At 63.5% G+C, this 16,974-nt stretch carries 17 protein-coding genes; 7 read left to right on the top strand and 10 right to left on the bottom strand.

Annotated elements, in window-relative coordinates; genetic code table 11:
* Positions 1-27 precede the first annotated feature (27 nt).
* Positions 28-534: a flavin reductase family protein gene (locus AC0Z42_RS10360; protein ID WP_485468132.1), complete on the bottom strand. Its 507-nt coding sequence runs from the start codon at positions 532-534 to the stop codon at positions 28-30.
* 166 nt (positions 535-700) lie between these two features.
* On the opposite strand from AC0Z42_RS10360, the gene msrA reads away from it, so the two are divergent.
* Positions 701-1,240: a peptide-methionine (S)-S-oxide reductase MsrA gene (msrA, locus tag AC0Z42_RS10355; RefSeq protein WP_485468131.1), complete on the top strand. Its 540-nt coding sequence runs from the start codon at positions 701-703 to the stop codon at positions 1,238-1,240.
* Here msrA and AC0Z42_RS10350 read toward each other — a convergent pair.
* Positions 1,237-2,484 (bottom strand): class I SAM-dependent methyltransferase, encoded by a 1,248-nt coding sequence (locus AC0Z42_RS10350; RefSeq protein ID WP_485468130.1) that lies wholly within the window; start codon positions 2,482-2,484, stop codon positions 1,237-1,239. The two genes, msrA and AC0Z42_RS10350, sit on opposite strands and share 4 nt — an antisense overlap.
* Positions 2,485-2,596: 112 nt before the next feature.
* Positions 2,597-3,796 carry a pyridoxamine 5'-phosphate oxidase gene (gene pdxH, locus AC0Z42_RS10345; RefSeq protein ID WP_485468129.1) on the bottom strand — a complete coding sequence of 400 codons (1,200 nt, stop codon included), beginning with the start codon at positions 3,794-3,796 and terminating at the stop codon, positions 2,597-2,599.
* Between the two features lie 112 nt (positions 3,797-3,908).
* On the opposite strand from pdxH, the gene AC0Z42_RS10340 reads away from it, so the two are divergent.
* Positions 3,909-4,769, top strand: a complete 861-nt coding sequence (locus AC0Z42_RS10340; protein WP_485468128.1) for a tRNA threonylcarbamoyladenosine dehydratase — start codon at positions 3,909-3,911, stop codon at positions 4,767-4,769.
* On the opposite strand, the gene thpR is transcribed toward AC0Z42_RS10340, so the two are convergent.
* Positions 4,766-5,284, bottom strand: coding sequence for an RNA 2',3'-cyclic phosphodiesterase (gene thpR, locus AC0Z42_RS10335; RefSeq protein ID WP_485468127.1), 519 nt, complete (start codon positions 5,282-5,284; stop codon positions 4,766-4,768). The two genes, AC0Z42_RS10340 and thpR, sit on opposite strands and share 4 nt — an antisense overlap.
* An 88-nt stretch (positions 5,285-5,372) precedes the next feature.
* On the opposite strand from thpR, the gene AC0Z42_RS10330 reads away from it, so the two are divergent.
* Both AC0Z42_RS10330 and cysK read left to right on the top strand, forming a co-directional pair.
* Positions 5,373-5,837 (top strand): FKBP-type peptidyl-prolyl cis-trans isomerase, encoded by a 465-nt coding sequence (locus AC0Z42_RS10330; RefSeq protein ID WP_485468126.1) that lies wholly within the window; start codon positions 5,373-5,375, stop codon positions 5,835-5,837.
* Between the two features lie 82 nt (positions 5,838-5,919).
* Positions 5,920-6,852, top strand: a complete 933-nt coding sequence (cysK, locus tag AC0Z42_RS10325; protein WP_485468125.1) for a cysteine synthase A — start codon at positions 5,920-5,922, stop codon at positions 6,850-6,852.
* Here the strand turns inward: cysK and AC0Z42_RS10320 are convergent.
* Positions 6,849-8,093 carry an SGNH/GDSL hydrolase family protein gene (locus AC0Z42_RS10320; RefSeq protein WP_485468124.1) on the bottom strand — a complete coding sequence of 415 codons (1,245 nt, stop codon included), beginning with the start codon at positions 8,091-8,093 and terminating at the stop codon, positions 6,849-6,851. The two genes, cysK and AC0Z42_RS10320, sit on opposite strands and share 4 nt — an antisense overlap.
* A gap of 96 nt (positions 8,094-8,189) precedes the next feature.
* Here AC0Z42_RS10320 and AC0Z42_RS10315 point away from each other — a divergent pair, with 96 nt between their 5' ends.
* On the top strand, positions 8,190-9,101 hold the full coding sequence (locus AC0Z42_RS10315) for a LysR family transcriptional regulator (protein WP_485468123.1): 912 nt from the start codon (positions 8,190-8,192) through the stop codon (positions 9,099-9,101).
* An 80-nt stretch (positions 9,102-9,181) separates the two neighbouring features.
* Positions 9,182-9,583, top strand: a complete 402-nt coding sequence (locus AC0Z42_RS10310) for a ribosomal maturation YjgA family protein (RefSeq protein ID WP_485468122.1) — start codon at positions 9,182-9,184, stop codon at positions 9,581-9,583.
* Positions 9,584-9,586: 3 nt separating this feature from the next.
* Here AC0Z42_RS10310 and AC0Z42_RS10305 read toward each other — a convergent pair whose 3' ends face one another.
* Genes AC0Z42_RS10305 through AC0Z42_RS10290 form a run of 4 tightly spaced genes read right to left on the bottom strand, consistent with a single transcriptional unit; the run spans position 9,587 to position 14,489 of the window.
* Complete coding sequence (locus AC0Z42_RS10305; RefSeq protein ID WP_485468121.1) at positions 9,587-12,412, bottom strand: M16 family metallopeptidase; 2,826 nt, start codon at positions 12,410-12,412, stop codon at positions 9,587-9,589.
* Positions 12,413-12,448: 36 nt separating this feature from the next.
* Positions 12,449-12,787: a hypothetical protein gene (locus AC0Z42_RS10300; RefSeq protein ID WP_485468120.1), complete on the bottom strand. Its 339-nt coding sequence runs from the start codon at positions 12,785-12,787 to the stop codon at positions 12,449-12,451.
* Positions 12,787-13,515 (bottom strand): P-loop NTPase family protein, encoded by a 729-nt coding sequence (locus AC0Z42_RS10295; protein WP_485468119.1) that lies wholly within the window; start codon positions 13,513-13,515, stop codon positions 12,787-12,789. Before AC0Z42_RS10295 ends, AC0Z42_RS10300 begins: the two co-directional genes overlap by 1 nt.
* A gap of 53 nt (positions 13,516-13,568) precedes the next feature.
* Positions 13,569-14,489: a metallophosphoesterase family protein gene (locus AC0Z42_RS10290; RefSeq protein ID WP_485468118.1), complete on the bottom strand. Its 921-nt coding sequence runs from the start codon at positions 14,487-14,489 to the stop codon at positions 13,569-13,571.
* A gap of 224 nt (positions 14,490-14,713) precedes the next feature.
* Here AC0Z42_RS10290 and AC0Z42_RS10285 point away from each other — a divergent pair, with 224 nt between their 5' ends.
* Complete coding sequence (locus AC0Z42_RS10285; protein ID WP_485468117.1) at positions 14,714-16,486, top strand: GGDEF domain-containing protein; 1,773 nt, start codon at positions 14,714-14,716, stop codon at positions 16,484-16,486.
* Here the strand turns inward: AC0Z42_RS10285 and AC0Z42_RS10280 are convergent.
* A complete protein-coding gene (locus tag AC0Z42_RS10280; RefSeq protein ID WP_485468116.1) occupies positions 16,476-16,958 on the bottom strand; it encodes a CinA family protein in 483 nt (160 codons plus the stop codon). The genes AC0Z42_RS10285 and AC0Z42_RS10280 overlap by 11 nt on opposite strands.
* Positions 16,959-16,974: the final 16 nt, after the last annotated feature.

Here is a 16,974-nt window from a genome sequence, read left to right as displayed (position 1 = left end):
CCAGCTGGCGGATTTTTTTTCGTCCCGTCATTCGGGCAGGGTACTGAACTTGCCGTGATGGAAAACCAGCGGCGGTTGGGACGTGTACTCGCATTGCTCGACTTCGCCGACAAAGATCACATGGTCGCCTTCCGGATAGCGGCTGCGGTTATGGCATTCGAACCAGGCCGAAGCGCCTTTCAGGATCGGCTGGCCGGTGCGCGACAGTTCAAATTCGACCTCGTCGAAGGGGTTCGGCGTACGGCGCGAAAAACGCTGCGCCAGTTCGGCCTGGCCGGCGCCCAGCACATTGATCACATAATGCGAGTTGCCGCTGAAAATGGGCATGCTGTTGGCCGCCTCGCCCAGGCTCCACAGTACCAGCGGCGGCGACAGCGAGACGGAGTTGAAGGAACTGGCCGTCAGTCCGCGAAAGCTGCCGTCGGCCAGGCGCGTGGTGATCACCGTTACGCCGGTGGCAAATTGCGACAATGCCTGTCGGAAATGAGGTGTATCGAATGCTTGCGCCGGCGCGCGGGGAGAGAGTGTGTTCATGGGAGACCTGTCTATTTGCAGCCATTATGCCAAAAAATGACTGATACGGCGCAAGCGTGGCCGGAAAGGCAAGCTGCACGCTGGCGGCAGGCGGCGCGGGTTTGCGCTACAGTGGTGGAACAAGCAAGATTGTCATGGCGAACAATGAACCAGCGGGGAGCACGAGATGAGCGAGCAGATGGAGGTGGCGGTACTGGGGGGTGGGTGTTTCTGGTGCCTGGACGCGGTCTACCGCCAGGTGCGCGGCGTGGTTAGCGTCGAGACCGGCTATATGGGCGGGCAGGTCGCGCAGCCGACGCATGAACAGGTGGCGGCAGGTGACACCGGCCACGCTCACGTGGTACGACTGCAATTCGATCCGGCCATCGTCAGCTACCACGACGTGCTGGAAGTGTTTTTCACCAGCCACGATCCGACCACCGCTGACCGGCAAGGCAATGACGTGGGCCCGCAGTTCCGCTCGGTCATTTTCACGCAATCGGACGGGCAGGCAGCGGTGGCGCGCCAGGTCATCGCCGAGATGGCCGCGGTGTGGGACGCGCCCATCGTCACGCAGGTATTGCCGGCGCAGCCTTGGTACCGGGCGCAGGACGAACACCAGGATTATGTGGCGCGCCACCCATTGCTCAGCTATTGCGCGCTGGTGGCGGCGCCAAAGGTCGACCAGTTTCGCGCCATGCATGCCGGCTTGGCCAAAACAGGCTAGTGGGCCAGCACCGGCGCCTGTGGCGGCAGCGCGATCGGTTTCGCGTCGTACATGTAGTTGCGCGACCACGACAGGGTGGTTGAACGCCGGCCCGCCTTGACGCAGACGATCTGGTACAGGCTGATCAGGTCTTGCTCGAAGGCATAGCTGCAGCCGGCCAGGTAGACGTGCCAGATGCGAAAGCGCCGCTCGCCCGCCAGCGGCCGGATCTGCTCGGCATGCGCCTCGAAGTTTTCCGTCCACAGCGCGCAGGTGCGCGCATAGTGGCGGCGCAGGTTTTCCACGTCCAGCACTTCCAGTCCGCCTTGCTGCATGGTTTTCAGCACATTGCCGATATGCGCCAGCTCGCCATGCGGAAACACGTATTTTTCGATGAACTCGCCGCCGCCGTACGGCGTTTCGCCATTGTCCGGATCGGTGGACGTGATGCCGTGGTTCATCGCCATGCCCTCCGGCGCCAGCAGCTTGTTGATGATGGCAAAATAATCGGGCAAGTGCTTCAGGCCCACGTGCTCGAACATGCCGACGCTGGTGATGCGGTCGAACTGGCCCGTCACGTCACGGTAGTCCTGCAGGCGAATCTCGACCAGGTGTTCCAGGCCCGCCTCGGCCACGCGCGCACGGGCCAGTTCGTACTGGTTTTCCGACAGGGTCACGCCGACGCAGCGTGCGCCATATTGCTGCGCGGCGCGGATTGCCAGCGCGCCCCAGCCACAGCCGATATCGAGCAGCGTTTGCCCTGGCTGCAACTGGATTTTTTTCAGGATATGGTCGATTTTCTTCACTTGCGCCTGCGCCAGGGTTTCATCGCCGTGCTCGAAATAGGCGCAGGAATACACCAGGGCCGGGTCGAGAAACTGCTCGTAGAAGGCATTCGACACATCGTAGTGATAGCGTATCGCTTCGGCATCCTTGCTCTTGTCGTGCGTAAAGCTGCGCACGATGCGGGCCAGCTTGCCTTCCGGCTTGAGGGTATTGCGCGCCAGCGCATTGCAGATGGAAATCATGTCCTGGGCCGTGCCCTTGACTTCGATATTGCCTTCCACATAGGCCGAGCCCAGATTGGCCAGCGAAGGGTTGAGCAGATAGCGCGCCGAGGCGACCGTCGGCAGGCGGATGGTGACGCGCGGCGCTTCGCTCGACAGATCGACGTGCTGGCCGTTCCATAATTCGATGCGCAGCGGCAGGGAAGCCTTGGCACGCATGCCGGCTATCCAGGACTTGAGTTGGTTTTGAACAAACAAGATGGCCTCCAATGAAGCGGCCGCGTTGGCGGCCGTTAATTGAACAACAATATTATTCAGATCCTACCCTGATAGCCTACACCGATATTGCACGGTTTGCTCTGCGCCTGCACTAAGGTTGCAGGCGCTCCATGCTCCAGCTGCCGTCGGCGCCACGGGTAAACACGATGCGGTCGTGGAAGCGCGAACGGCGGCCTTGCCAGAACTCGATGCGTTCCGGTTGCAAACGATAGCCGCCCCAGTGTTCGGGCCGCGCCGGCGTCTCGCCGGCGATGGCCGCCACGGCCTCGTAGTTGGCTTCGAGTTCGGCACGGCTGCCGATCGGTGCGCTCTGCTGCGAGGCGATCGCCGACAGGCGGCTCAGCAAGGGCCGCACATTGAAATACTCGTCGCTTTCGGCCGCCGAGGTTTTCACCACCGTGCCTTCGATGCGCACCTGGCGTTCCAGTTCGCGCCAGAAAAACAGCAGTGACGCCTGCGGGTTCTGCGCCAGCTGCTGGCCTTTTTCGCTGTTGTAATTGGTGTACCAGGTAAAGCCGCGTGCATCGAACTGCTTGATCAGCACGATGCGCGAGCTGGGCTTGCCCTGCGGGCTGACGGTGGACAAGGTCATGGCATTCGGTTCGCCGACCTGGGCCTTGAGCGCTTCACCGAACCATTTCTGGAACTGCGCGATCGGGTCGGCCAGCACATCGGCTTCGGACAGGCTCGAATGCAGGTAGTCGGTGCGCATGGCAGCCAGCACGGCGGCGGGGTCGCCTGCGGCCGGCGTTTCTTCTGACGCAATGCCGCGCCGGCGCTGCATGGCCGTACCCAATTGTTCCATTTGCTGCGCGCTGAACAGGCGCTTGGCCATTGGCGCCAGTTGCCCTTCTTCCTTGCTCATGTGCGCGTGATACGCGTCGACATAGGCGTTTACGCCTTCAAACGACAGCTCGGTGCTGGCGCCGGCGGCAACCGCATCGAGTTGCGGGCGCAGCGTGGACCAGGCCTGATCCATGCGCTGATGGTCGGCCAGGATTTCCGGCACCAGGGTGGCCAGCAGGGCGGCATCGGCGCCGGTGGCGGTCGCCTGCAGCATCGGCATCAGGTCCTGTTCTTCGTCGTCGTGGTGCAGATGGGCGGCTTTATTGAAATATTGCAACACTGCCTTGGCCGCCTGCTGGGCTGCGATCGTATTGCCTTGCTGCGGCAGGTAGGCCAGCAGGTTTTGCAGGGTGGTCAGTTGCTTGCGGATCTTGTCGTGGCAATGCTTGAGCACGGCAATCGGCTGGTCAAAGCCGGGAACGGAGTCGAACAGCGGGACGGTCATGGTTGCTTTCCTGTTAAACAGTGTTGGAGTGTGGCGACAGTTGCGGCATGCCAACCACCAGTGTCAGTCATTTTAGAATATCCACCAGTGCCGCGTCCGTTAAAATGGCGCCATGCATACCTCCACCCATGAACTTATTTCCCCGGACTTGACCGAGATCGATTTTGAACGCCGTTTCGGCGGCATTGCCCGCCTGTATGGCGCACCGGCGCTGGCGCGCTTTCGCGCCGCCCATGTGTGTGTGATCGGCGTTGGCGGCGTCGGTTCCTGGATTGTCGAAGCGCTGGCGCGCAGCGCGGTCGGCCACCTGACCCTGATCGACCTCGATAACGTCGCCGAATCGAACATCAACCGCCAGATCCAGGCCATGAGCGACACCATCGGCAAGGCCAAGATCACGGCGCTGGCCGAACGCATCAGCCTGATCAACCCGTTTTGCCAGGTCACGCAAGTCGAAGATTTCATTGCCCCCGATAACCTGGAGCAATTGCTGGGTGGCCAGGATTTTGATTACCTGGTCGACGCCATCGACAATGCCCGCTCGAAAGCGGCGCTGATCGCCTGGTGCCGCGGCCGCGACCTGCCGATGCTGACCATCGGCAGCGCCGGCGGGCAGACCGACCCGACCCTGATCGCCGTGCGCGATCTTTCGAAAACCGAGCAGGAGCCGCTGCTCAAGCGCGTGCGCAAGCATTTGCGCACCGACTACGGTTTTCCCCGTGGCGTGAAAAACAAGTTCAATGTCGACGCCGTGTTTTCGATGGAGCCTTTAACGACGCCGACGCCGACGCCGACGCCCGAGACCGGTGACGCCTGCGAGATCGGTGACACCGCCGCTGGCGTGACGGGCCTGAACTGCGCCGGTTTCGGTTCCAGCGTGGTGGTGACGGCCAGCTTCGGCATGGTGGCCGCCGCGCATGCGCTGAAAAGCCTGCGCCAGCCGGTAGCGCTGGCCTTGCCCGACGCCGCCTAGGCCAGCTTCCGGCTGGCGAGAATATGGTAGTCGCCGCTGCTCTTGAGCGACTCCACCAGCACCAGTTCGCTGGCCTGCCAGGTAATCGGCGCGTATGGTGCGGCTGGTGGTGGACCCGCCTTGCGCGCCAGGGTGACGTGCGGCGTAAAGCGGTCGTGCTCGAAGGCGGGCGCCAGGCCTGCGCAAGCGAGCTGTTGCATCAGCGCGGCGCGCAGCGCCAGCAGTGCCGGCGGCGTCTCGCGCAGCGCGGCCCAGCTCAGCCCGGCGTTGGGAAAGTGACCGTAATGGTCGAAACACAAGCGCATGGCCTGCGCTGGCAACTGTTCCAGGATGGTGTTCAGCAGCGGCAAAGTGTGTGCTTCGCGCTGGCCCAGGAAGGCCAGGGTCAGGTGCAGCTTGTCGGCGCGCGAGGGCGTGCCGCCGACGGCCGGCTGCAGCGCAGCGAAGGCGCCGCGCGTGGCCGCGTCAGGCCACAGTCCATAGAACAGGCGTGGCTGTGGTGACAAGTTTTTCATATCGCTCCCGTGGTTTGCTATTATTGTCGCGCATCCTGCCCATTGCTCGTGGCAGGGATCCAATTGAAACTCAATGAAAGTAACCATCATGAAGCGTAGCTCCGTATTGTTTGCCCTGATCTGCTCCGTTGCCGCATCGCTGGCGCAGGCGCAAGTGCCCGCTCCCGTACCGGCCTCGGCCGTATCGATGAGCCCAGGCCCGGCGGCCGACAAGCTGATCATTATCGACAACAAGGTTGGCGCAGGCAAGGAAGCGGCGGCCGGCAATACTGTCAGCGTGCATTACACGGGCTGGCTGTATCGTCCGCTGGCGAAAAACTCGCGCGGCAAGCAGTTCGACAGCTCGGTCGGCCGCGGCCCGTTTGATTTCCCGCTGGGCAAGGGCATGGTCATCAAGGGCTGGGACCAGGGCGTGGCCGGCATGAAAGTGGGCGGCAAGCGCACCCTGATCATTCCTGGCGAACTGGCCTATGGTCCGCGCGGCGCCGGCAATGGCGACATTCCGCCGAACTCGGCGCTGATCTTCGATGTTGAATTGCTCGATGTGAAGTAATTGATTATTTGACAGCAACGCCCTCGCGCGTTGCTGTCAAAGGCGGTAGACTGGGGCTTCCTGCAACCGTGGAGACTCCCCCATGAATATCGCCAACGACGTCACTGAACTGATCGGTAATACACCGCTGGTGCGCATCAACCGCATCGCTGCCGGCAGTGTGGCCACCATCCTGGCCAAACTCGAATTCTACAATCCCGCCCACAGCGTCAAGGACCGTATCGGCCTGGCCATGATTGCTGCCGCCGAAAGCGCCGGCCTGATCCATCCCGACACCGTCATCGTCGAGCCCACCAGCGGCAATACCGGCATCGCGCTGGCGATGGTGTGCGCCGCGCGCGGCTACCGCTGCACCCTGGTCATGCCCGACACCATGAGCCGCGAACGGCGCATCCTGCTGCGCGCCTACGGCGCCGAACTGGTGCTGACGCCGGGCAGCGAAGGCATGCTGGGCGCGATCCGCAAGGCCGAAGAGCTGGTGGCGGCCGACCCGCGCTATTTGATGCTGCAGCAATTCAATAACCCGGCCAATCCCGCCATTCACCGCCAGACCACGGCCGAGGAAATCTGGCGCGATACCGATGGCCAGGTCGACATCGTGATTGCCGGCGTCGGCACCGGCGGCACGATTACCGGCATCGGCGAAGTGCTGAAGGAACGCAAGAGCGGCGTGCAGATCATCGCGGTGGAGCCGGAAGCATCGCCGATGCTGTCGAAAGGCACCAAGGGACCGCACCCGATCCAGGGCATCGGCGCCGGCTTCGTGCCGCAAATCCTGAACACCGCCATCTACGATGAAGTCATCTGCGTCAAGAGCGACGACGCGTTTGCCACCGCGCGCCTGGCCGCCAGCGATGAAGGCCTGCTGGTGGGTATCTCGTCGGGCGCGGCGCTGTGGGCCGCCTTGCAGGTGGCAAAGCGGCCGGAAAACGCCGGCAAGACCATCGTCACCATTATCCCGTCGTTTGGCGAGCGCTACCTGAGCACGGCGCTGTATGCGGGGCTGGGCGACTAGGGTGACTCTGGCAGCAAGCGCAAGTCGAGCGCTTCGGCCAGTGCGCGGTTGCCGGCGTCGCCCGGGTGCAGATGGTCGCCCGAGTCGTAGGCCGGCAGCAGGTGCTGCGGCTGGGCCGGGTCGCGCAGCAGGGCATCGGCATCGAGCACGCCGTCAAAGCTGCCGCAGCTTCTGATCCACGCGTTGAGTTGTTGGCGCAGCACCTCTTTTTCTGGCTGAAAATAGTTATCCAGCGGCGTGCCGGGCAGGGCGCCTTCGAATGGCGTCAGGGTGGCGACTATCACGCGCACGCCACGGCTGCGCGCCTGCGCGAGCAACTGGCGGTAGCCGGCAGTCAATGCTTCCAGTGCCGGGCGCCGGCCATGCGGATCGAAGGCCGTGCCGGGCCAGCTGATATCGTTAATTCCCAAGAACACGATCACCGTGCGCACTCCCGGCTGCGCCAGCACGTCGCGTTCAAACCGCGCCAGCGCATTGCTGCCCATGCCGTCGGCCAGCAGGCGCGCCCCGGAAATGCCGGCATTGATGACCGCCACCCCATGCGGCGCCAGCCGTTCGGCCAGCACATCGGGCCAGCGCGTATCGCGCCCCAGGCTGGCGCCAGCGCCATCGCTGATCGAGTCGCCCAGCACCGCCACCGCTTGCGTGGCCGCAGTTGCCTCTACCTCAATACTGCTGAGCAGCAAGCGCGCGGTGGTAGTGATGGAGCGTGTTTCATCGATCTTGCTGGCATCGGTCTGCTGGCCCGGCGCGATCCACGCCGTCTCGCGGCCATCCCAATGGAAAGTCGTGATCGCCGTGTCCTGCGGCAAATGGATGCTGACCGCCAGGCGCGCCAGGTCGGGCACGGCAAGCGTGATCGGGTCGCTGAGCAGCGGTGCACCGGGCATGATGGTGGCGCCACTTTGCCCGCCAAATGTGATGCTACGCAAGCTGCCCGGCACGATGGCTGATCCGCCCGCCGAGAGTGCCACGGTGGTGGCGCCAATCCGCAGGGGCATGCCGCCATGGGCATTCGACAACACGATGCGCACGCGCTGGCCGCCCACGCTGACGCGCGCCACCTGCCGTACGGTCTGCTCATGCAGGCGCGCCGGCACATTGGCCGGCAGGATGAAGTCGCTGCTCCAGACGGCTTGCGGGCTGGCGCTCCAGCTGGCCAGCCAGGCAGTATCGGCGCCGGCGGCGGGCGCGGCGATGCAGGCGGTAAAGAACAAGGAAAGAAAAGCGGGCAATTTCATGATGATGGCTTCAAGGCAGGAAAGGCCTGATGATGCAGCCAGGCGCATTCATGTACTAGACTATGTGAACGAAGAACATTTATGAGCTGAATTCACATGGGAAGACTCGACGTCAACCGTTCGGGCGAGCTGGAAGTATTCGTGCGCGTGATCGAACTGGGCGGTTTTTCGGCGGCCGCGCGCGCGTGCGGCATGACGCCGTCGGCCGTCAGCAAGCTGGTGTCGCGGCTGGAGCAGCGCCTCGGCGCGCGCCTGCTGAACCGCTCCACGCGCCAGTTGCAGCTGACGGCAGAAGGCGGCGGCTTATATGAGCGGGGCCTGCGCGTGCTGGCGGCGCTGGACGAAGCCGAGCGCTGCGCCGGGCTGCAGGACACGCCGCGCGGGCGCGTGCGCATCAATGCCAATGTACCGTTTGGCCACCATTTCCTGCTGCCGCTGGCGCCCGCCTTTCTGGCGCGCTATCCCGATATCACGCTCGACATCGTGCTGACCGATGCCGTGGTCGATATCCTCGAGCAGCGCACCGACGTGGCCGTGCGCGCCGGCCCGCTGAAAAGTTCGACCCTGATGGCGCGCAAGCTGGGCCAGACTCGCATGGTGATCGTTGCCTCGCCGGCCTACCTGGCGCGCTGCGGCCTGCCTGCCACGCCAGGCGAACTGGCCGGTCATAACCTGCTTGATGCGAACTATGCGCGCGCCAGCACCGGCTGGCCGCTGCGCCACGACGGCGGCGACCTTATCGTGCCGGTGCTGGGCAATGTGCAGGCCAGCGATGGCGAAGCCTTGCGCCAGCTGGCGCTGGCCGGCGTGGGCCTGGCGCGCCTGGCGGCCTTCCAGGTGCGCGATGACCTGGCAGCCGGCCGCTTGCAGGCGGTGCTGGAAGAATGCAATCCGGGCGACAGCGAAGAAGTGCACGCCGTGTATGTGGGGCAAGGCGGCCATGTACCGCTGCGCGTACGCGCCGTGCTTGATTTCCTGGCCGGGAATGTCAGCTTGTCGCCCAGATAGCCGCCAGCTCGGTGTTGCTGCGCAGTACAATACGGCACAGGCCGCATTGGTGCGGCCCGTCACCTGTCTTGAATGGAAATATGTTCCTGGTAAAACCTGAACGCCGCCGCCTGTTGCAGCTCGCTGCCACCGTGGTGGTCATTGCGCTGGGCCTGGCCTCGCGCGCCTTTCCCCAGTGGCTGCCCGACGCGCTCGGCAAGTATCCGGGCGACGCCCTGTGGGCCATGATGATCGTGTTTGGATTGGGCTTCTTTGCTACCCGCATGCGCACCTGGCAGCTGGCGCTGTGGGCCTTGCTGGTCTGCTTTGCGGTCGAGTTCAGCCAGCTCTACCAGGCGCCGTGGATCGTCGAGATCCGTGGCCACACGCTGGGCCACCTGGTGCTGGGATCGTTCTTCGGCTGGGCTGACCTGATCGCCTACACGGCCGGGGTGGCCGTGGCGGCGATCGTGGACAAGGCGGCGCTGTTCAAGCGCCGCTAGGTTTTACTTCAGATTCCCTTCCGCGTCGCGCACTTCCACCGGCGCCAGTTTCAACTTCGACAGTTGCGGCGCTATTTTTGTTTGGTCGCCGACGCCGATCACGATCAGCTTTTCAGGCTGCAGGTATTTTTTTGCCACCTGCTGCACCTGCTTGTCCGTCACGCTGGCAAAGCGCTGCGGCAGCAGGGTGTAGTAGTCCAGCCCCAGGTTGTAGACATAGGTGTTGGCCATGCTGGCGCTGACGCTGGCGTTGGTGTCGAACTGGCCCGGCAGCGACAGCACCTGCGAATTGCGTGCGTTCGACAACTCCTTGGCGCTCAGGGGTTTGGCGATCATGGCACGCAATTCCTTCACCGTTTCCGACACGGCCGCGCCCGTCACGTCGGTACGCACGCTGGCGGCGATCGAGAACGGGCCGGGCAGGCTGCGGTACTGGAACTGCGAGCGCACGCCGTAGGTGTAGCCCTTTTCTTCGCGCAAATTGGTGTTCAGACGGCTGGTAAACAAGCCGCCCAGGGCCGCGTTCATCACTTGCAGCGGCGCGTAGTCGGGCGTCTTGCGGTCGACCGCGATATTCGACAGGCGCAGCGCGGTTTGCGGCGCGCCAGGCTTGTCGACCAGAATCAATCTTGCCTTGCTGGTGGCAGGCAGGGCCGCCACCGATGGTGCGACGTCACCGGCTTTCCAAGCGCCGAACTTCGCTTCGGCCAGCGCCTTCAGTTCGCTTTCGGTAATATCGCCGGAGACGATCAGCGCCGCATTGTTCGGCACGTAATGCTGCTGCCAGAAACGCTGCAGGTCGGCGCGGGTGGTCGCCTTCAGGGCGGCCTCGGTGCCCAGCTGGATATAGCCGTAAGGATGTTGCGGACCGTACAGGGCCGCCGCTTCCACGCGGGCGGCAACGGCGCCGGCGTTCTCGCGCTGCTGCGCCAGGTTGCCGATGCGGCTGGCGCGCTGGCGTTCCACTTCCTCTTGCGGGAACTGCGGGTGCTGCACCACGTCGGCCAGGAGGTCCAGCGCTTGCGCGAAGGTGCTCTTCAGGGACGTCATCTGCGCGAACGAACTGTCGGCGCCGGAACCGGTGCCCAGGAAAGCGCCCAGTTGCGCCACTTCATCGGCAATCTGCGGCGCGCTGCGCGTGTCCGTGCCTTCCTGCAGCAATTGCGCCGTAAAGCTCGACAGGCCGGGCTGGCTCAACGGATTGGCGCCCGAGCCGCTTTTCACCACCAACTGGCTGGCCACCAGCGGCACGGCCGGATTGTAGTTGTGGATCACCGTCAGGCCATTGGCCAGCGTGAATGATTTGCCTTGCGGCAGCTTGATCGCCGGTGCCGGGCCGGCGCCTGGTACCTTGTTGCGCCATGGCTCGTCGGCATTGATGGCCGTGCCGGGCTGTGCCTTGACCTTGCCCGGTGCTGGAGTGGCCACTTCCGGGCCCAGGTCGGGTTTGCCGGGCACGCCGTAGACCACCACGCGGGCCTGGGTTTTCAGGTAGGTGTCGACCGCGCGTTTGACGCCGGCCACCGTCACCTGGCGGTAGCGTTCGATATCTTTGGCCAGGTATCCAGGGTCGCCCGTGTACTGGTTGTATTCGTTGAGCAAGTTGGCCACGCCATGGCCACCCATTTTTTCCACCTGGCTCAGCATGATGGTTTCGATGCCGTTGCGGGCGCGCTCGATTTCCTTCTCGGTCGGGCCTTCGACGCGCAGCTTTTCCAGTTCGGCGTCCAGCGCCTGTTCGATTTCCTCGGGCTTGTGGCCGGGGCGGGCCGTCGCATCGATGGTAAACATCGAGGTCAACGCGGCCGAACCCTGGTCGGCGCCCACGTCCTGGGCGATCTGCTTGTCATAGACCAGCGACTTGTACAGGCGACTCGATTTGCCGCCGGCCAGGATTTGCGCGGCAATTTTGAGTTCCGCATCGTCTTTCGTGTAAGCCGATGGCGTGAGCCAGCCGAAATAGACGCGAGGCAACTCCACCCGGTCCTGCACCACCACCCGGCGTTCGCTGGTAATCGCTGGCGTCACCACCTTCGGTTTTTCCACCGCCGGGCCGCTCTTGAAGCTGCCGAAGTATTTGGTGACCAGTTCTTTCGTTTTGGCCTTGTCGATATCGCCGGCGATCACCAGGCTGGCATTGTTCGGACCATAGTATTTGGTGAAGAATTCCTTGATGTCATCGAGTTTCGCGTTCTGGATGTCGGCGTGCGAGCCGATCACGCTGGCGTAATACGGGTGGTTCTTCGGAAACAGCTGATGGAACAGCGCTTCTTGCACGATGCCGTAGGGCGCGTTTTCCACGCTCTGGCGGCGCTCGTTGCGCACTACGTCCTGCTGGTTGGTCAGCGCCGTCTGGTCGAGCACGTCGAGCAGGTAGCCCATGCGGTCGGAGTGGGTCCACAGCGCCAGCTCCAGCTGGTTCGACGGTACCGTATCGAAATAATTGGTGCGGTCGAAATCGGTGCTGCCGTTCGAATCGGTGGCGCCCGCGCCTTCGAGCAACTGGTCGGCCAGGCCGCGCGGCACGTGCTTGGTGGCGGCGAACATCATGTGTTCGAACAAATGGGCAAAACCGGTCAGGCCCGGCGCTTCATTGGCCGGCCCCACGTGGTACCAGATATTGACGGCGGTGACGGGCAGCTTGTGGTCTTCGACCAGAATCACTTCCAGGCCGTTGGGCAGCGTATATTTTTCGTAGGCGATATTCGGCACGGCGGTGGCGCCGGCGGGTGCCGCTACGGCTGCTTCGGCAGCGTGGGCCAGCGTCAGCGGGGCGCCGTACAGCGACAGCATCAGGGCCGGTATGGCCAGCAGTTTGATCGGTTTCATGCGTGCTTCCAGTGAGGGGTGATAGAAAATGCAGGATCAGTGCCACAGCAGCGCTGCGCCGCCCAGCACCAGCAGGGAAGAGGCCAGCGAGACGATGGCGGCGGCGCCCAGCAAACGCCATTCGCGCGCTGTAAACCACTGGGCGGCGGCAGGTGTTGCCGGTGTCAATGGCGTTGCCAGCGGCGGCAAGCCACCGGCCGCGCAGGCCTGCGCCGCCAGCGCTTCGGTGGCGGCATTGAGCATGGCCAGCTGGCGCTCGATGGTCTCGGCCAGCACCGCTTCGTTCAGTGCAACGAGCGCAAAGATCGGGTCATCGGTATCGACCTTGATGCCGGTCTTGTCGAATACATGGCTGCGCAGTTTGTGTTGGTCCACTACCATTGCACCTTGTCGAGTTGTTCGAAAATATCGCGGTAGACCACCTTGATGCGCTGTTTTTCCATAATGTTGAACTTGTCGTTCTGCAGCACTTCCTGCATCGTCAGGCGCGCCGTGTTCATTTTTTTCACGTCGGCGCCAAAGGTGTCCGGGTTACGCTGCGACAAGGTGATGCTGCCCTTGACGCGCGCGCGGTGGTCGGCGTACGACTGCGATTCCATGAACTGCTTGCCCGAGGCCGATTGCAGCAGGCCGAAGTGTTCGTTCTGCCACAGCACCAGCGGTACACGGGTTGCCTGCGCCGTGGCAACAAAGCCGGTGGCCGTGTCGTGCAGGGTGTCGCCGCCGCCGACGATGGTGTGGATATACACTTTGCGGCCCGATTCTTCCAGCAGCGCAAAACAGTCGTTTTCCAGCAGATAGCCCATCAGCGGCGAAAAGGTATTGGCGCCGTTGTCGACCACGCAGTTGCCGTCTTCTTCGAGGATGTCGATCATCAGTGCGTCAAAACGCTTCGGGTCGATCATGCGTCCCTCCGTCATCACCGGCACGTGCTTGACGTTCATCGCCTTGTAGCGAGAGAAGGTGGCGTTTTCCTGGTCGGTGTCGTAGCAGCGCAGCGCCGTGTCGTCCTTGCCGCCCATCCATTGCGCCAGCAGGGTCGATACCAGCGTCTTGCCGATGCCGCCTTTGCCCTGCAGGATGAAATGTACCGTGTTTTGCATTGCGACTACTCCAAGTGATTGCGTCTGTAACTGGTGAAAAAGGTGAATCAGGGTCAATGGCAGGGTGCTGCGCCGCTGTCGGGAGCCGGCCGCGCGACCGTGCCGTCGTCGGGCACGGCCAGGTATTGCCAGCTGTAGCCGGCCTCGTGCAGCTGCAGCTTGAGCACGCCATGGCTGCTGTTGTCGCGCTTCTCGCTGTGCGGCATGAAATAAAAGAATGGCGTCAGGAACGCGCCGCCGGTGCCGATCACGAACTGGCGCAGGCCGCGTTCCTGGTCGACATTGCCATTGGCGTCCTGCGGCGCGAAGCGCTCATAGTCGTGGTCGTGGCCCGACAGCACCAGTTCGGCGCCCGCTTCGTGCAGCGCCTGCCAGGCCGGCTGCATGGTCTTCGGCGCCCGGTGGCCTCCCGAACTGAACAAAGGCGCATGCCAGTAGGCCAGGGTGCAGCGCGTCGGGTGGCGCGCCAGGTCGTCCTTCAGCCAGGCCAGTTGTTCGTCCAGCCGCGCGGCCGGCAAATGGCTGTTAAGGGAAATGACATGCCAGCTGCCCAGGGTAAAGCTGTAGTAGTCGGGCCGGCCAAAATAATCGAAATAGCCGCTGGCTGCCTTCGAACCATAGTATTCATGGTTGCCGGGTGTGGGGTAGGTGCGCTCCTTGAAGCGGCCCCAGGTGGGAGCATAGCAATCGCGAAACTCGGCCGCCAGGCCCACCGGATACGTATGGTCGCCCAAGCTCAGCACGCCAGCATCGGGCTTGCCGGCCAGTTCGCCGGCGATCAGCTCGGCCGTCAGCGCAGCGCCCGTGTACTGCCAGCCGCGCTGGCGGCAATCGGCGATATCGCCGGCCGCGTAGACGGTGTAGGCCGGGCCGCCCAGGTAGGCAGGGGCGGCGGTGGGCGCGGACGGCGCGCCGGCGCAGCCCGACAACAGCAGCAGGGACAGGCAGGCGGGGAGCGGGGAAGACAGGGTCATGGACGGGGTGGCGGCTGGCGATTGTTGAGAATAGTGCTTTTTCGTTGCGCAAGCAACCGTAGAGGCAGCGGCTGGCCATCAATGCGCACTGGTGTTTTTACCACAAACGTTTGCAAACATACCATCTGCAAAGGCAAATCTGGTTATGATGAAGGGTAAAGAATACCATTGATACAAAGCAATTTTTGTGTGAAGAATCCACCTCAGAGTGTGAAAAGGTTGCCGTGCCACTATCTAACCTCGATAAAGCCGATATTGATCGTCTCAATTTGCAGGGCCTGTCCTGCGTGGTGGGCAACCGCCGCCAGGCCAGGCGCCTGGTGCAACTGGCGCTGGCCGCTGCCGAGCGCCAGCAGTATGCGCGTGGTCGGGCGTATGCCGAACTCAATCAGTGCTGGCTGGCTTATTATGGCGGTGAAGCGGAGTCGTCCAGCGCCACGCTGCAGCAATATTTTCATCAGTGCTATGACCTGGAAGGCGGCATGGAAGTGGCCGCGCTGCAGGGCGCCTACGCCAGCCGGCGCGGCGAATTTGCCGAAGCGGAACAGTTATTCTTCCTGGCGCGCAAGCTGGCTGCGCAGATTCCCGATTCGCTGCATAAATTCATGCTGTATGCGCGCCTGGGCGTCGATGCCCTGAACCGTGGCGACACGCAGGAGGGGCCGCGCAACTTCCTGCTGGCGCTCGATATCGCCGAGCGCTTCGGCACGCCCGCGCACCGTGTCAACAGCCTGTCGAACCTGGCCTCGTCGCAGCATGACCTGGGCAATGACGAAGATGCGATACCGCTGCTGTACGAGGCGCTCGACATTATCGGCACGCAAAAGCTGCGTTACCAGCACACGATTGTCTCGGCCAACCTGGCCATGTGCCTGCTGGCCACCGGCAAGCCGGCCGAGGCGCTGGCGCTGGTAGAACCATTTTATGAGTGGCCCGAAGACGACCTGGCGATCCGCGCCTTTTTGTTCTGCATCGCCGCCCATGCCGCCATTTCACTGCAGCAAGCGGCAACCGCGCTGGAACTGCTGCAGCGCGCCGAGCAATATGCGAACCAGGCGCAGGACCTGGAAGAACAGATGCATGTGTGGCTGGTGCGCGGCAAGCTCGACCTGCACGCGGGCAACCCGGCCACCGCGCTGGTGTCGTTGACGCAGGCGCACAGCCTGCTCAGCTGGACGCGCAACCCGTTTCACCAGCAGCAAATATTGCGCGGCCTGTCCGACATCAATGCGCAGCTGGGCAACTGGCAGGACGCGTATGGCTTTTTGCAGCAGTATCATGCTGCCTTCGAGGCGAGCAGCAAGTCGGCGCGCGCTTCGCGCGTGCTGATGCGTAACCTGGAAAAAGAAATGCGCGATCTCAAGGCCGAGCGCGACAAGGCGCTCGAGCTGCAGGCCGCGCGCGAATCGGAAAACCTCAAGCTCGAGCACCTGAACCGCGAACTGGCGCACCAGATCATGCATGTCAACTCCTTGCAGGACAGCCTGAAGGAGCAGGCCATGCGCGACCACCTGACGGGCCTGTACAACCGCCGCCATTTCGAAACCTGCCTGAACGCCATCCTGCACGAAGCCAATGCCGATGAGCCGGTGGCCATCATCATCATCGACCTTGATTTTTTCAAGCGCATCAACGATACCTATGGACACAACTTCGGCGACGAAGTGCTGATCCAGTTTGCGCGCCTGGTCGAAGGCCAGCTGCGCGGCAGCGACATGGTCTGCCGTTATGGCGGCGAGGAATTCTGTTTGCTGCTGCGCCAGGCCGACAGCCTGGTGGCGGCGCACAAGATCGACGGTATCGCCGCGCGCTATCGCCAGTTGCTGATCAAACAGGCGCCGCATAGCGTGTCCGGCTGCACTTTTTCGGCCGGCATCGCCGAATACCCGCTGCACGGCGCCGGCCGCCACGAGCTGCTGCTGCGCGCCGACAGCGCCCTGTATGCGGCCAAGCAGGCCGGCCGCGACCGCTCGATGATCGCCAGGACTACGCCGTAAACTTCAGCAAACCTTGCAAGGCATATGCCACCGCCTGCGCGCGCACGGCCTGGCGGTCGCCGGCAAATACCTGGCGCGCCGTCTGCACGGCGCCGGCGCTGGCCCAGCCGAAACACACGGTGCCGACCGGCTTGCCGGGTACGGCGCCGCCGGGGCCGGCAATGCCGGTGGTGGCAACGGCCACTTGCGCACCGCTGTGCGCCAGCGCGCCTTGCGCCATGGCGGCGGCCACTTCCTCGCTGACGGCGCCATGGCTGTCGAGCAGTTCCTTTGGCACCCCCAGCATCTCGCTCTTGGACAGATTGGTATAGGTGACGAAGCCGCGCTCGAACCAGGCGCTGGAGCCGGCGATATCGGTGATGGCCTGGGCCACGCCGCCGCCGGTGCACGATTCGGCCGTGGCCAGCAATTGCCCCTTGGCATGCAGGGCCTGGCCGACGTCGCGGGACAGTTCAGAAAGATCGTTGTGCATGGAATTGAACGGAAGG

The sequence above is a fragment of the Janthinobacterium sp. 1L-D-8-B-C4 genome, from assembly GCF_057291295.1.
Note: the sequence above shows the minus strand (reverse complement) of the source record. Positions and strands in the feature narration are given on the sequence as shown.

Coding starts and splice junctions, on each gene's coding strand:
- AC0Z42_RS10340 (WP_485468128.1), top strand. CDS start 3,909: ATGCATACCTCCACCCATGAACTTATTTCCCCGGACTTGACCGAGATC.
- pdxH (WP_485468129.1), bottom strand. CDS start 3,796: ATGACCGTCCCGCTGTTCGACTCCGTTCCCGGCTTTGACCAGCCGATT.
- cysK (WP_485468125.1), top strand. CDS start 5,920: ATGAATATCGCCAACGACGTCACTGAACTGATCGGTAATACACCGCTG.
- AC0Z42_RS10310 (WP_485468122.1), top strand. CDS start 9,182: ATGTTCCTGGTAAAACCTGAACGCCGCCGCCTGTTGCAGCTCGCTGCC.
- AC0Z42_RS10360 (WP_485468132.1), bottom strand. CDS start 534: ATGAACACACTCTCTCCCCGCGCGCCGGCGCAAGCATTCGATACACCT.
- AC0Z42_RS10320 (WP_485468124.1), bottom strand. CDS start 8,093: ATGAAATTGCCCGCTTTTCTTTCCTTGTTCTTTACCGCCTGCATCGCC.
- AC0Z42_RS10315 (WP_485468123.1), top strand. CDS start 8,190: ATGGGAAGACTCGACGTCAACCGTTCGGGCGAGCTGGAAGTATTCGTG.
- AC0Z42_RS10290 (WP_485468118.1), bottom strand. CDS start 14,489: ATGACCCTGTCTTCCCCGCTCCCCGCCTGCCTGTCCCTGCTGCTGTTG.
- AC0Z42_RS10330 (WP_485468126.1), top strand. CDS start 5,373: ATGAAGCGTAGCTCCGTATTGTTTGCCCTGATCTGCTCCGTTGCCGCA.
- thpR (WP_485468127.1), bottom strand. CDS start 5,284: ATGAAAAACTTGTCACCACAGCCACGCCTGTTCTATGGACTGTGGCCT.
- AC0Z42_RS10295 (WP_485468119.1), bottom strand. CDS start 13,515: ATGCAAAACACGGTACATTTCATCCTGCAGGGCAAAGGCGGCATCGGC.
- AC0Z42_RS10280 (WP_485468116.1), bottom strand. CDS start 16,958: ATGCACAACGATCTTTCTGAACTGTCCCGCGACGTCGGCCAGGCCCTG.
- msrA (WP_485468131.1), top strand. CDS start 701: ATGAGCGAGCAGATGGAGGTGGCGGTACTGGGGGGTGGGTGTTTCTGG.
- AC0Z42_RS10305 (WP_485468121.1), bottom strand. CDS start 12,412: ATGAAACCGATCAAACTGCTGGCCATACCGGCCCTGATGCTGTCGCTG.